Origin of the sequence: Shewanella sp. A32, from assembly GCF_029167175.1 — a bacterium.
Classification (GTDB): Bacteria; Pseudomonadota; Gammaproteobacteria; order Enterobacterales; family Shewanellaceae; genus Shewanella; species Shewanella yunxiaonensis.
Map to the genome: position 1 here is coordinate 20955 of NZ_JARFTS010000017.1, position 15020 is coordinate 35974.

Below are 15020 nucleotides of genomic sequence, written 5' to 3' on the forward strand. Positions count from 1 at the left end.
GTCTAAATTGAAACTGTTTAGCAACAATTTGAAAACATTTGCAGAATGCGGTAGACGGGCTTTTTGGCGGTAACTGGGCGGTCACTACAATTTAGTGAGCCCAGTTGCCGTGACTATTAATGGCTTACAAACTTACGTCGACTTCATAGGCAGTAAATTTACGGATATTGATAACACCATTATCAAATATCAGATATTGGCCTTTGATCCCCATCAGGGTGCCACTGACGCACGGATCTTTATCAAAATTGAGCGATTTAATTTTGCTGGGGTATGCCGTGACCGGATAACGGATGTCAGTAATAGCACTGTTGAGCGGTTCAATAATAAATTGCTTTGAACCATCCAGTTCAGTCAGCTTGGCACTGATCTGCGGCAGCAATATCTCAGCTTCTGCTTTTAAATCCAGTGGGTCATTATCGCTTTTAAGCATCGCCTGCCAATTGGTTTTATCGGCGATGAGTTGCGCCAGTGCGACTTCAATCAGACCTGACAAATAACGCGAATTAACCCGAAACAATGGCATTCCCTGCGTCGCACCCTGATCCAGCCATCGGGTTGGCAGTTGAGTATGACGGGTGATGCCGACTTTAATTCCAGAAGTATTCGCCAGATAAACATAATGCGGTACAAAGCAATGCTCCAGTCCCCACTGTGGCTCACGACAGGTGCCTTGGGCGTAATGGCAGGTTTCGGGTTTCATCACACACATATCGCAACTGGCCAATTTCTGCATACAGACAAAGCAGTGACCTTGAGCGTAACTTTTCTTGGTGCGGTTACCACAATTGCAACAGAGGATGCGGCCAGTAAAGTTTAACGAAAGGTTTTTTCCGATAAGCGTATTCAGGGGCAGTTGCTGCGCACCCACGCGCAGCGAATATTGTGCAAGGCCATTGTCATCCAGGGTGACGGCCATTTTATCCAGCGTACCTAACATAAAATGTGGTGTTTTATTAAGAAGTTTCCGGCAGTGTATCAGTTGGAATGCCATGATACCGACCGGAAAATTCGATTGACCTATGTTAACGGCTTCGCACTTTGTCGATTACGACATCATCACCAATTTCATATAGCGCTTCCGTGAGTAAATCTTCCTGATGCGGATCGCTAAGACCCAGACTGATCGTGGCGCGAAACAGGGCGATACCGGTATGGCTGGCACTTTCATATTTACTGCTAAATCGTTCGATATTTATCCCTAAGCTGCTAAGCTTGTTGGATATTTCCTTAACCAGACCCGGACGGTCATAAGCTACCAGATTATAGGTCAGGCGTAGACGCGGTTGGTTAAAGTGAGCCGCTGGCGCGGCAGTCATCATCAGTCCGTCGATAGATTCCAGAGCCTCCTGCAATTCATCCCAATGTTGCTCGTCGATTTCCAGCAACAAGATGGCGGCAAAAATACCGTCAATATGACGCAGCTCAGAATCGAGCCAGTTTCCCCCGTGGTGGCTGACAGCGTTGGCGATCTGCTCGACCAACCCTTTGCGATCAGGCAGCTGTAATGTAATCAGATATCGGCGCATATTGGGACGGCTCCTGTATGCTGTTAAAAACAGACGGTGTAACATTACTGTCATTTTTGCGTCATATAATTCAGAACATGCCACCTGAGTGGAAATGAACCGGTTTGGCAGGTTGTAATTTATGATAATTACCGCCTACAAGACAATAATTGTGACACGCCTTATAGTTTAAATAATAGAGGTTTTCGATGGAAAGTCAGGTCTCTAAGCCTGCTCCTGAATCCCATGATTTTTTGATGGAAAAACGTGGCAATCGGCGTGCATTGAAAGATCAGCTGGCCAGAGCCGGTGTCACCATTGGTGGCATCATGGTTTTTGTGGCGTTATTGCTGATATTTTTCTATCTGTTATATGTCATTAAGCCGGTGTTTGACGCTGCTAAGGTGATTCCGCTCAGCAGTGTGCCCGTCGCTACCGATGGTAAGACCTTGATGGTCGGTGCCGATGAACAGAATGAGCTGATTTATCGGGTAAATGAACAAGGCCAGGTAGATTTCTTCAGAGTCGCAGATAGCTCAAAAAAAGTCCTGTCATTACCTGTGCCTGAAGGTACGAAAGTCGTGAGCAGTGCGGCTTCAGTACCCAATCAGCAGCTATTTGCCCTGGGTTTGGACAACGGCCAGGCATTATTAGCAGGCATCGATTTCAGCGTCAGTTATCCCAATAATCAACGTTTGATTACCCCGGGAATTCGATACCCCATGGGTCAGCCATTAGTGACAGTCGATGACCATGGCTCGCCATTGCAGCAACTGGTGTTTGCCTACAATAGTGACAAAATCAGTTTCGCTTACCGCGGCAAAGATCAGCACTGGTTCCTGACTCGACTGGATGGCGAGCAAAACATGCTCACCGAGGAAGTTGAATGGCAACGACACACTGTCGCGTTGCCAAATACTCCGCCAGTTGTAGAGCATCAGCTACTGACACCTGATCAGCGCCAGTTGATGTTACAATCCGGTAATAAAGTATTCATATACAACATTAATGATGTCGATGGTATCAGCTTGCTACAGGTATTGGATCTTGAGCGTGCCAAAGCAAAGGTTAGCAATATCAGTTTGTTGGCGGGGGCAAGCTCATTATTAGTGAGTTATAACTCTGGCGTGGTCGCGCAATATTTTCAGGTGGCTGGTGAGCATGGTCGGCTGTATCAGTACATACGAGAGTTCAAGGGCTTAGGTAATATTGGTGCATTGGCCAGCGAATATTATCGTAAGAGTTTTGCTACTGTCAGTGAAGATGGCCGTTTAGAACTGTTGTATACCACCAGTGAACGCGAGTTATTCTCGAAGAAATTCGATTTGGCTAACCCTGTCGCGATGGGTTTTAGTCCTCGCTCCAATGCGCTGGTTGTGCAAGCTGGCGACAAATTGCAGTTATTTAGTGTGAGCAATGAACACCCGGAAGTTTCCTGGAGCGCTCTCTGGAATAAGGTGTGGTATGAAGGTTATCCGGATCCGCAATATGTATGGCAATCCACCTCTGGCTCGGATGATTTTGAAGCCAAACTGAGCCTGATGCCGTTGGCATTTGGCACGTTAAAAGCAGCATTTTATGCAATGATTTTTGCAGTTCCGCTGGCAATCGCTGGTGCTATCTACACCGCATATTTCATGTCTGCAAAAGTGCGGTCACTGGTCAAGCCGACCATCGAGATTATGGAAGCGCTGCCCACTGTGATCCTGGGATTTTTGGCAGGTTTGTGGTTAGCACCGTTGATTGAAGATCATTTGCCTGGCTTGCTTCTGCTGTTACTCCTGTTGCCAGTGACCATACTACTCACGGCTTTTGCCTGGTCTAAGCTTCCTGTTCGCATCAAAGCGTTGTTGCCAGAAACTTATCAGGAGCTATTGCTGATCCCGGTCATCTGCTTCTTTGGGTGGTTTTCATTTGCGATTAGTCCCACCATTGAGCTGTGGCTGTTTCATGGTGATACCCGTCAGTTCATTACTAATACCTTGGGTATGAGCTTTGATCAGCGCAATGCGCTGGTAGTGGGTATTGCCATGGGCTTTGCGGTGATCCCGACAATATTTTCCATTGCTGAAGATGCCATTTTCTCAGTGCCTCGGCATCTATCCAATGGCAGCCTGGCACTAGGCGCAACGCGTTGGCAAACACTCACTCGGGTAGTGTTGTTGACCGCCAGTCCCGGGATCTTCTCCGCGGTCATGATGGGGCTTGGCCGTGCCGTAGGCGAAACCATGATCGTGCTGATGGCGACCGGTAATACTGCCATCATGGATTGGAGTATTTTTCAGGGCATGCGCACACTCGCGGCGAACATTGCCGTGGAAATGCCGGAGTCCGCCATTGGCAGTTCCCATTATCGGGTGCTGTTCTTAGCCGCATTTGTGCTGTTTATTTTCACGTTTTTCTTTAACACGATTGCCGAAGTGGTGCGCCAGCGGCTGCGTGAACGTTACAGCTCGCTGTAAAGGTATTGGCAGATGAAGCGTTTATATGAGCAAGGGGCAGTTTGATGGGCAAATGGTTTAAATCCGGAGCACCTTGGATTTGGATGACAGGCGGCGCTGTCAGTCTGAGCCTGATTGCGGTGTTGGGCTTGTTGCTGCTGATCGCCTGGCGTGGACTCAGTTATTTTTGGCCGGCGACCATTTATCAGTGGCAGATGCAGGATGAAAACGGCAAACCCTACACCTTGATTGGAGAGATCCACGACCGCGAACAGGTGCCGACCGAACGCTTGCGTGCTGCCGGTCATCAGTTTGCCAATGATCCTGGTGAATTTGTGAATCGGTATCTGGTGAAAACAGGTAACCGCGAATTTGTGAGTCTGGATTTTCGCTGGATACTGCAAACGGATATTAAAAGTCGCACTACGCCAGAGGGGCTGGCAATGCTGGAGCGCAGTAAAAACGGTAATTTCTATGGTTATCCGGTTGCCATCCTTGAGTCCGGGAAGCGTTTGCCCTCGCAGGGTGATATTGCCGATACACTGCATCAGTATATTCAGCGAGCCGTTACGCTCAACGAGCAGGCCGATGCTTTGCAGAAGCAGGATATTGGTTCAGTCAATTATGATTTGGAACGGTTACGTCTCAAAGGGCGTAAGTATGAGTTGGACAATGAGCTGACGGCTGAACGTCAGGCAGATCTGGCGCAGCAGCGTCAGCAGTTGCAGGCCAAATATCAGGTACTGGAAAAGCAGTTGTTCTCATTGCGTGAACAAGCAGGGCGTGATGCGGTAGTCGTTAAAGATATGCGTGGTCAGGAAGTGACACTGCCATTAGATACGGTATTGGATGTCAGTTATGTCAATCGCATGGGCTTCTGGCAGAAGTTGGGCACCTGGTGTGTCCGTGTCGGCCGGTTTGTCAGTGAAGATCCTCGTGAAGCCAATACCGAAGGTGGGGTGTTCCCGGCGATATTCGGTACCGTATTTATGGTGTTGTTGATGGCAATCATTGTCACGCCATTTGGCGTGATTGCGGCTATCTATCTGCACGAATATGCTCGAAAAGGCGCGTTGACCAAGATTATTCGGATTGCAGTGATAAACCTTGCCGGGGTTCCCTCAATTGTGTACGGGGTTTTTGGCCTAGGCTTTTTCGTCTATATGGTGGGTGGTTCCATCGATAAGTTGTTTTATCCAGAAGCGCTGCCATCGCCCACTTTCGGGTCGCCTGGTGTGATTTGGTCGGCCTTGACCTTGGCCATTCTGACCTTACCCGTGGTGATTGTCTCCACTGAGGAAGGGTTGTCGCGTATCCCGAGCGCGGTTCGGCAAGGCAGTTTGGCGTTAGGTGCCACCAAGGCAGAAACTCTGTGGCGGATTGTGATCCCAATGGCCAGCCCGGCCATTATGACGGGGTTGATTTTGGCGGTGGCACGCGCTGCTGGCGAAGTTGCGCCACTGATGCTGGTCGGCGTGGTGAAATTAGCACCTAATCTGCCAGTGGATATGAATTTCCCCTTTGTGCATCTGGAACGCAAGTTTATGCACCTCGGGTTCCATATTTATGATGTGGGCTTCCAAAGCCCCAATGTAGAGGCCGCTCGGCCCTTGGTATACGCCACGTCGTTCCTGCTGGTAACTGTGATTGTGGCGCTTAACCTGACGGCTATCAGCGTGCGTAACCATCTGCGTGAAAAGTATCGTTCGCTGGAAAACTGATAACAGCCAGTGCAAGAGACAGGACAGAAACAACCTATGATTTCGATAGATGCCTCACTAATGACCGCTTCTGCCAAAGTAGATTTGAAGAATCTGCCACCGGAACAGACGGCGCTGGAGATCCGCGACCTTAATCTGCACTACGGTGATAAGCAGGCACTGTTTAACGTGTCGATGAAAATCCCCAAGAAAAAGGTCACTGCCTTCATTGGCCCCAGTGGTTGTGGTAAATCCACGCTGCTTCGTTGTATCAACCGTATGAATGATCTGGTAGACAACTGTCATATCGACGGTGAAATTCTACTTAATGGTCACAACATCTATGATAAAAAAGTGGATGTTGCCAAATTGCGCCGCAACGTCGGCATGGTATTTCAGCGTCCCAATCCATTTCCGAAATCTATTTATGAAAACGTAGTTTATGGTTTGCGATTACAGGGGATTAATAATCGGCGTGAACTGGATGAAGCCTGTGAGCGTTCACTTCGCGGTGCCGCTATTTGGGATGAAGTCAAAGACCGTTTACACGATAACGCCTTTGGCTTGTCTGGTGGTCAGCAGCAGCGGCTGGTGATTGCCCGCGCCATTGCCATCGAGCCCGAAGTGTTATTGCTGGACGAACCGACCTCTGCGCTGGACCCAATCTCAACCCTGACGATTGAAGAGCTGATCACTGAGCTGAAAACCCGGTTTACCGTGGTGATTGTGACGCACAACATGCAGCAAGCCGCGCGGGTCTCTGATCAGACGGCATTCATGTATATGGGCGAGTTGGTGGAATATGGCGATACCAATACCATTTTTACTACGCCACGGCAGAGTAAAACCGAAGATTATATTACCGGGCGTTACGGTTAACGCCTCCCACTGAACAAAGGCAGATTTTATGGAAAACAAAAATCTTAATAAGCATATTTCCGGTCAGTTCAGTGCCGAACTGGAAGATATTCGCAATAAAGTGTTGGCGATGGGCGGATTGGTTGAACGCCAGTTGGAACAGGCGTTGGATGCTTTAGGTGCTTTAGATATAGAACTGGCACAGCAGGTGATTGACGGCGATCACCGTGTTAATGGCATGGAAGTGGACATTGACGAAGAATGCACCCGTATTATTGCCAAGCGTCAGCCTGCTGCCAGCGATCTGCGTTTGGTCATTGCGATTTCTAAGACCATTGCTGACCTGGAACGTATCGGTGACGCTTGTGTGCGTATTGCCAAGGCAGCATTGGAAAAACGTAACAATAATCAGCAACCGTTGTTGGTGAGTATTGAGAGCATGGGACGCCATGCCACCCGTTTATTGCACGCAACTTTGGACTCGTTGGCGCGGATGGATGCGGAATCGGCGATAGAACTGCATAAGGAAGACGCCAAGCTCGATAAAGAATATGAAGGCATCATTCGCCAATTGATGACTTACATGATGGAAGACCCACGCTCTATCCCCGGCATTCTTGATGTGCTGTGGGCTGCGCGCGCGGTCGAGCGGGTAGGGGATCGCTGTAAAAACATCTGTGAGTATGTGATTTATTACGTGAAAGGCCGCGATGTCCGCCACGTTTCTTATGAAGAGATGGAAAAAGACTGATTGCACTTATGTGTACTGAACGCCAGCGATTGCTGGCGTTTTTTATGGATACCATGTTATTTCAGGTGTTATGTCAGTAGGTGTTCCACTTATGCTGCTGAAATAAGCGGCAGATAATCTTCGCCCGTAGAGGTGCGGAGTGTCGTAGTGCTAAGATAACCATCGCACCGTCATGTCGTCGGTGTTGCTGTGAGGACATCATGAAACAAACCCTGATCCGAGGTCTGCTCAATTTATTGCCGATGGCGCTCAGCCTGTGGTTGTTCTGGTCGCTATTTGCATCATTGGATGAACTTGGAAAATTGTTGCTAACGATAGTGCACGCTCCATCCCCATTCCCTGGCGCGGGTTTTCTGCTGGTGGTGGCGCTGGTGTTTATTGCAGGGTTACTGTTTTCAGTCAGTCCAGTGGTGTGGCTGTGGAGCTGGGTTGAACGACAGTTGATGCGGTTCCCTCTGTTTAAGTCTGTGTATGGCAGTATTCGCGATATTGCCTCGTTGATGAATCGCGACCCTTCTAAACCGAAGTCACAACAGACAGTGTTAGTGCGCCAGGCTAATGGTGGCTACGTTGTGGGGTTCATCATGACTGACCGCCCGCCACAACCGTTGGTGGATGCGTTACCTGAAGGCGACTGGGTTCCGGTGCTGTTTCAGTTGTCTTATCAGATGGCTGGGATCACCAGCCTGGTGAAACGGGAAGACTTAATCAAAGTCGACTGGTCATTTGAAGAAGCCATGCGTTTTAACCTGACCGCAGGAATTTCGCAGTCAGCGGTGACCGATCACGATCATCACCACAAACTGAGTGATTAACCGTACAAACGTCCTTTATGCTCCCCAATCTGGCTGATTTTGTGTATAATCGGTGCGAATTGTTGCCAAAAGAGTAGTAATCTCAGCGGGTTTGCCGGTCTCATTTTGCTCCGGTTCCCGTAATTCCCGCCCCATGAGCCGGCGGGAATGTTGCTCCATTATCAAAGGTTTCCTGGCCTTGCCGCGGAGCAACAATGTCGCTGAATTACCCTTGCTGTCGCCCATTGGCAATGTGTTGGCTGCTGCAGTCTGCAAGTACACAACGACTGAGAAACGGTTTACCAAGCAGTAGCCTGTCATCTGATGGGAGCGTTTATGTCGATAAAATCGAGTATCAATCCACCGGTGTTTTTTTCATCAGTAATTTGTCTGGTGGCGCTGGTATTGATTGCGGCAGTATGGCCGCAACAGTCACAGGCGCTATTCAATAGCGTACAAACCTGGTTACAGTTAAAAGCAGGTTGGCTTTATGTGCTGGCGGTGGCGATTTTCCTGGTGTTCGTCGTGTTTATTATGCTGAGCCGTTACGGCGATATTAAGTTAGGTCCTGACCATTCCGAACCTGATTTCAGCTATAAAACTTGGATCGCCATGTTGTTTTCTGCCGGGATGGGGATTGGTTTGATGTTTTTTGGTATCGGTGAACCGGTCATGCATTTTTTAGCACCGCCAGATGCCGATCCACAGACGATGGAAGCTGCTAAAGAAGCGCTGAAAATTACCTTTTTCCACTGGGGATTACATGCCTGGGCCATTTACGCCATTGTAGCCCTGAGTCTCGCTTATTTTAGTTATCGCCATAATTTACCTTTATTACCCCGTAGTGCTTTATATCCGCTGATTGGTAATCGCATTTATGGCCCGATTGGTCACTGTGTCGATACCTTAGCCGTTCTTGGCACAGTGTTAGGCGTAGCAACTTCCTTGGGTTTTGGTGTGGCGCAGGTTAATTCAGGCCTGCATTTTTTAATGGGAGATGCTTTTCCCATCTCCCCAGCCGTACAAGTAGGTCTTATCTGTGTGATCACGCTGATGGCAACTGCTTCGGTGGTCTCCGGTGTCAACAAAGGCATTAAGATCCTCAGCGAACTCAATATGGGCTTGGCGTTTCTGCTGATGATGTTTGTGTTGCTCGTTGGTCCAACGGTGGATCTGTTACAACATTTTGTGCAGAACACTGGGGCTTATTTCAGTGACATCGTTAATAAGACTTTTAATCTCTACGCTTACCAGCAGAAAAATGATTGGTTGGGCGGCTGGACGCTCTTTTATTGGGGCTGGTGGATCTCTTGGTCACCTTTTGTCGGTACCTTTATTGCCAGAGTTTCCCGTGGTCGCACAATTCGTGAGTTTTTGGTGGGGGTGTTGTTTGTGCCAACCGGTTTTACATTTTTATGGATGACTGTTTTTGGCAATTCGGCAATTGACGCCATCATGAATCACGGCGCTCAGTATCTGGCTGATGCAGTGTCTTCAGATGTCTCAGTGGCGCTGTTTACTTTCTTTAAACACCTGCCATGGTCAGGATTTTTGGACATTCTAGGTGTGTGTCTGGTGGTAACGTTTTTCGTGACCTCTTCAGATTCAGGCTCACTGGTGGTGGATAATCTGACGTCTGGTGGTGATGAAAATGCGCCGGTGTGGCAGCGAATTTTCTGGGCCTTGCTTGAGGGCGTTGTCGCCTCGGTATTATTACTGGCCGGTGGACTGAAAGCCTTGCAGACGGCATCAATCGCCAGCGCCATGCCGTTTCTGGTGGTGATGTTGCTGATGTGTATCGGTTTATTCAAAGCGTTAAAGGATGATCGTTTGAAGCTAATGAGTGTGCGCTTACATAACACTAGTGTGCAGTATTCGCAGACCAGTGTTCCTTGGCAAAAACACCTCGAAGTGTTGGTTTCGCATCCGAGTTATAAGGACGCCCGGCAGTATTTAGATGACATTGCCGAACCGGCTTTGTCGATGGTAGCGCGTGAATTTGTCGAACGAGGCATTGATACCAAACTGCAATATGAGCAAGACCGGGTGCGTTTGCTGATTGAGGAACTCCAGGTGCAAACCTTTGTATACGCCTTGCGGATCCGCAGTTTTACCTTACCAACATTGCTTGAGACCGGTGATAGACACTATTATCGCGTCGAAGTATTTCTCGAACATGGCGGGCAGTATTATGATGTTATGGGGTATACGCCAGAGCAGCTGCAGGCGGATGTAGTAACTCAGTACGAGAAATATCTGCATTATCTGCATCTTTCTAATGCAGAATATGTGAGTAATTAAGGTCGTAGCGTCGTTAGACGTAGGAATCAGGTATGACAACACCAAGCAAATTGGACCGGGTACTGGCGGAGGCCAGGGAATATCGGGCCAACCGTGAGAAAGGGTATCGGGAACAGGCGTTAAAACTGTATCCCTGGGTTTGTGGTCGCTGTGCCAGAGAATTTACTCATAAAAATCTGAGTGAACTCACGGTGCATCATCGCGATCACAATCATGATAACAACCCATCGGACGGCTCTAATTGGGAGCTGTTATGCCTGTATTGTCATGACAATGAACATGCTCGCTTTGAAGAATTAGTGTCCTATGGTGATACTTCGGAAACTAAGCAAGCACCTGCGACCTTTAATCCATTTGCTGATCTCAAGGCAATGATGGCTAAAAAAGGTCAGAAATGACAAAAAGCACCTATTTTTGAGGTGCTTTTTTAAGTGGTGAACATATCTGACTGGTGAAGGAAGTGGCAGCGGATGTGATACACCCTTTTTGGCAGCAACAATATCGAGGCTTTTGTAACAAAGTCTATTTTGCCGGGGTTCAACATTGGTTTACCCCGGCACTCGACTTATACTCTTGGCCTTAAACATTACTACAACAATGATGGAAGCAAGCAATATGACTCTTGGCTCAGCTAAGGTAAGCAAAACTCAGTCATTTATGACGGTCTCCCTAATCGAATTGTGGGAACGCTTTGGTTATTACGGCATGCAGGCGCTGATCATTTATTTTATGGTGCAGCGTTTAGGTTTTGCTGATGACAGAGCAAACTTGGTATGGAGTGCTTGTGCAGCACTGATTTATGTATCTCCAGCAATTGGTGGTTGGGTTGGGGATAAAATACTCGGGACTAAACGTACCATGTTGCTGGGTGCCGGGGTGCTGTCTGTAGGTTACGCATTGATGACCGTCCCGACAGAAAATACCTGGTTCCTGTTCGCCGCGCTGGGCGTTATCGTCGTCGGTAACGGCCTGTTTAAGCCAAATGCTGGCAACTTAGTGCGTAAAATCTATGATGGTGATGACGCTAAAATTGATAGTGCCTTCACCATTTATTACATGGCGGTCAACGTTGGTTCAACCATTTCAATGATCTTGACTCCATGGATTAAAGATTATGTGAATGCCACTTATGGTAATGATTTTGGTTGGCATGCAGCGTTTGCGGTTTGCTGTGTGGGCTTGTTAGTCGGTTTAGGTAATTATTCTGTCATGCGTCACGCTGTTGCCGAATATGGTTCTGAGCCCGATCGTCATCCAGTCAACAAATCTAAACTGGCTATGGTATTGATTGCTGCAGCTGCTTCAGTGGTGTTATCCGCCATTATTCTCGAATATCAAACTGTGGCTCGTATCTTCGTGTACGCTGCTGGTGTTGCTGTTCTCGGTATCTTTGCCCACTTGATCCGCAACAGTGAAGTCAGTGAACGTGCCGGTTTGATTGCGGCGTTAGTATTAACCGTTCAGACCGTATTTTTCTTCGTGTTCTATCAACAGATGTCTACGTCCCTGAACTTGTTCGCATTGCGTAATGTTGACTGGGATTTCAAGGTATTTGGTGTGCATCTGTGGACTTGGGCGCCTGCACAGTTCCAGGCACTCAATCCTATCTGGATCATGTTGCTGAGCCCGGTATTGGCCTGGACTTACTCTTGGGCTGGTCGTAACAATAAAGACTTTTCTATCGCAGGAAAATTTGCGTTGGGATTTGCTGTTGTTGCGATTGGGTTCTTCATCTACGGTGTCGCTGGTCAGTTTGCGGTGGATGGTAAAACTTCATCCTGGATCATGATCTGGGGCTATGGTTCCTATTCACTGGGTGAATTGCTGGTGAGTGGTTTAGGCTTGGCGATGATTGCCCGTTATGTGCCTGCTCGTATGGGCGGCTTTATGATGGGAGCTTATTTCGTCGCGTCCGGTATTTCTCAGTATTTAGGTGGCGTGGTGGCAAACTTCGCAAGTGTGCCTAGAGATATTACCGATCCACTACAGACATTGCCTATTTATACCAGCCTGTTCAATAAGTTGGGGATCGCAGCGGTGGTTTGTACTTTGATTGCGTTGGCAGTTTTACCACTGATGCGCCGCCTGACCGAGACTCATCATTCTCACAACGGCAACAGTGATGGTGACAGTGCGGCTGCTTCACTTACCGATGTGAAAACAGAGCAGTAAAATAACATTGTCATTCTCATGAAATGAAAAAACGGAGGCAATATGCTTCCGTTTTTTATTATCAATTTTAAACCACCTCCTATGGAGGTGGTGACCGTTCATGTTGGGCTTTGTCCGCAGAATGCTCATGCTAAATACTGCCTCGGTTTGTTACCAGCAAATCAAGGCGTAAATAGCATGAGCAGATATGAATCGGCTTCGCACCTATTCTATCGCGGTCAGTAGCATCTCGTATGGACACCCAAGTACAGACACAAAATCCTCAAAGGTAATCTCGGTGAAGAGCTTTACCGCAGTATCTACGTTTACTGTAACATGAAGAAATGCACTGCAGTTGAGCTAAATGTGCAGATAGATCATAGGTAATCTCTCAGATTGGTCACTATGGGCTATTCAAGCCATGCCGATATGAGATTTGTCACACTTAAAAGATAGAAATGCAAATGATAATAAATATCATTTAAAATATTTATTCGCTGTGGTAATGTCCCCTGCAATGAAATAGCTGAACTGTTGAAACTCCAAATTATTATGGGATTCAACGCGATAATTATTATGTTGGGGAACAAACATGCAGAAATGTGTTATGGCGCAGTTGTTGAGTGTTTTGGCGTTATCCATAAGCCACCAGTTATGGGCCGATGATGGTGAGATGGAGCGAATGGTAGTCACGGCCAGCGCCAAAGACCAACAGCTAAGCACCGCACCCGCATCCATTTCAGTCATCGACGCCGAAGAAATCAAACAGATGCCGGTAAAGGATTTAGGTGACGTATTACGTTCAAGTGTCGGTGTCAGTGTCAACACCGGTACGGGGGGGCGTAATGATATTTATATTCGTGGGATGGGCCAGGGTTACGTGTTGATGCTAATTAACGGCAAACGCGTGTCTTCCTCTAATGGCTTATGGCGTGGTGGCAATTTTGATGTCACGGCCATTCCGGTTGATGCTATTGCGCGAGTGGAGGTGGTGCGTGGCCCTATGTCTGCGTTGTACGGTTCTGACGCCGTAGGTGGGGTAATCAACGTCATTACCAAACAGCCGGATGAACACTGGGAGCTGACACTCGATACCGAATATAGTGCCATGACCGATGGTGATGGTGGTGATCGTACCCGCAGCAACTTGTTTGGTACCGGTAAGCTAACGGATACGTTAGGCGTGATGTTTACCGCTGAAACGGCGGACCAAGATACATGGAATAATGAGGAACTGACTCCGGCATACGATTCTATTGAAGAACGCAATACCAAAAAGCTTTATACCGCGTTTAACTGGCAGGTAGCAGATAATCAGACGCTCGACCTCGATTATCAATATGACAATGACAAGGTCCCGCTGACTAACTATTCAGCCACGGCCCAGCGTGAACAAAAAATCGAACGTAATACCTTAAGTCTGACCCACAAAGGTGAATGGGGCTGGGGCGGCACAGAACTGATGGCGTATCGTGAAAAGTCAGCCATGTATGATTACAACACGCAATATCGCCTGCAACCGCCCTTAGGTCGTGACATTGATGAAATCAACACCATTTATCGCGGCACGGCCTTTGTCCCTGCTTTTTCGCAGGACTTGACCATCGGTGGCGAATACCACAAGACAGAAGTGGCGGATGTCGTCCAGTACCCGACTACCGGTGGCGATAGCTCGGAACAGTATTCGCTCTTCGTTCAGGATCAGTTTGATTTGCTGCAACAGTTTAGTCTGACGCTTGGTGGTCGCTATGATGACAATCAAGATTATGGTGAGCGGTTTAGTCCGCGGGCATATTTGGTATATAACGCAGATAATGGCTTAGTTGTGAAAGGCGGCGTGGGTACTGCGTTTCGGGCACCATCACTATACGAGTCTTCTGCGACCTTTGCTTCGGTCAGTTGTGGTGGAGCGTGTAATCTTACGGGTAACCCCAATCTCCAACCTGAGACCAGTGTTAACTATGAGCTGTCCGCTATGTGGCACCAGCCAACCTATGAACTCTCGGCTACGGTATATCACAATCGGGTAAAGGATCTGATCACCGTTGAAACTTGGGACCGTGTCAGTGCGACTCGTACGTATTACAACGAAGATGAAGTGACTTTGCAGGGGATTGAGTTCACTGGCAACGTGGATTTAACCGCAGATATTAGTCTGAATGGCAACTACAGTTATCTCGATACGGAAACCGGAACAGGCGAAGAACTGACGGGACGTCCTCGTCAGACGGCTAATCTGAAACTCGATTGGCACTTGACCGATGCGTTTATGTTGTATGCGTCTGGCAATTACTATGGCTCACATCTTAATAGCAGTGCCGAGCGTAAAAGTGGTTATACGCTGTTAGATTTTGGTGGTAATTATCAGGTTAATGACCATGTGAAATTGCGTGCCGGTCTAACTAATATCACTAATCAGGAACCTGCAAAAGATGATGAAGATACTGAAATTATTTTGCCTGGTCGGGCGGTATTCGTCGGACTTACATTAAGTCTTTAACCGGGATTCGTATCCC

The 15020-nt window shown here is 48.0% G+C and carries 11 protein-coding genes and 1 pseudogene; 10 read left to right on the plus strand and 2 right to left on the minus strand.

Going from position 1 to position 15020, the window contains the following annotated elements:
• Positions 1–124: 124 nt before the first annotated feature.
• Positions 125–940, minus strand: a complete 816-nt coding sequence (locus tag PY479_RS12440; RefSeq protein ID WP_275483992.1) for a DUF2797 domain-containing protein — start codon at positions 938–940, stop codon at positions 125–127.
• An 85-nt stretch (positions 941–1025) separates the two neighbouring features.
• Positions 1026–1529, minus strand: coding sequence for an ACT domain-containing protein (locus tag PY479_RS12445; protein WP_275483962.1), 504 nt, complete (start codon positions 1527–1529; stop codon positions 1026–1028).
• 188 nt (positions 1530–1717) lie between these two features.
• Here PY479_RS12445 and PY479_RS12450 point away from each other — a divergent pair, with 188 nt between their 5' ends.
• The 10 genes and pseudogenes from PY479_RS12450 (at position 1718) to PY479_RS12495 (ending at position 15004) form a co-directional block, all read left to right on the plus strand.
• Positions 1718–3970, plus strand: coding sequence for an ABC transporter permease subunit (locus PY479_RS12450; protein ID WP_275483963.1), 2253 nt, complete (start codon positions 1718–1720; stop codon positions 3968–3970).
• 44 nt (positions 3971–4014) lie between these two features.
• Positions 4015–5670 carry a phosphate ABC transporter permease PstA gene (gene pstA / locus PY479_RS12455; RefSeq protein WP_212593769.1) on the plus strand — a complete coding sequence of 552 codons (1656 nt, stop codon included), beginning with the start codon at positions 4015–4017 and terminating at the stop codon, positions 5668–5670.
• Between the two features lie 36 nt (positions 5671–5706).
• On the plus strand, positions 5707–6528 hold the full coding sequence (gene pstB, locus PY479_RS12460; protein ID WP_212593768.1) for a phosphate ABC transporter ATP-binding protein PstB: 822 nt from the start codon (positions 5707–5709) through the stop codon (positions 6526–6528).
• Positions 6529–6556: 28 nt separating this feature from the next.
• Entirely contained in the window at positions 6557–7258 is a 702-nt protein-coding gene (gene phoU, locus PY479_RS12465; protein ID WP_212593767.1) for a phosphate signaling complex protein PhoU, read from the plus strand.
• Positions 7259–7458: 200 nt separating this feature from the next.
• A complete protein-coding gene (locus PY479_RS12470) occupies positions 7459–8073 on the plus strand; it encodes a DUF502 domain-containing protein (RefSeq protein ID WP_275483964.1) in 615 nt (204 codons plus the stop codon).
• Between the two features lie 315 nt (positions 8074–8388).
• Positions 8389–10353 carry a choline BCCT transporter BetT gene (gene betT / locus PY479_RS12475; RefSeq protein ID WP_275483965.1) on the plus strand — a complete coding sequence of 655 codons (1965 nt, stop codon included), beginning with the start codon at positions 8389–8391 and terminating at the stop codon, positions 10351–10353.
• 32 nt (positions 10354–10385) lie between these two features.
• The gene (locus tag PY479_RS12480) at positions 10386–10751 is read left to right on the plus strand and encodes a YajD family HNH nuclease (RefSeq protein ID WP_212593763.1); all 366 of its coding nucleotides are present in this window, start codon (positions 10386–10388) and stop codon (positions 10749–10751) included.
• A gap of 217 nt (positions 10752–10968) precedes the next feature.
• Entirely contained in the window at positions 10969–12525 is a 1557-nt protein-coding gene (locus PY479_RS12485) for an oligopeptide:H+ symporter (RefSeq protein WP_275483966.1), read from the plus strand.
• 177 nt (positions 12526–12702) lie between these two features.
• Positions 12703–12885 (plus strand): annotated as a pseudogene (locus PY479_RS12490) (transposase); the annotation flags it as partial.
• Between the two features lie 211 nt (positions 12886–13096).
• On the plus strand, positions 13097–15004 hold the full coding sequence (locus PY479_RS12495) for a TonB-dependent receptor (RefSeq protein ID WP_275483967.1): 1908 nt from the start codon (positions 13097–13099) through the stop codon (positions 15002–15004).
• Positions 15005–15020 lie beyond the last annotated feature (16 nt).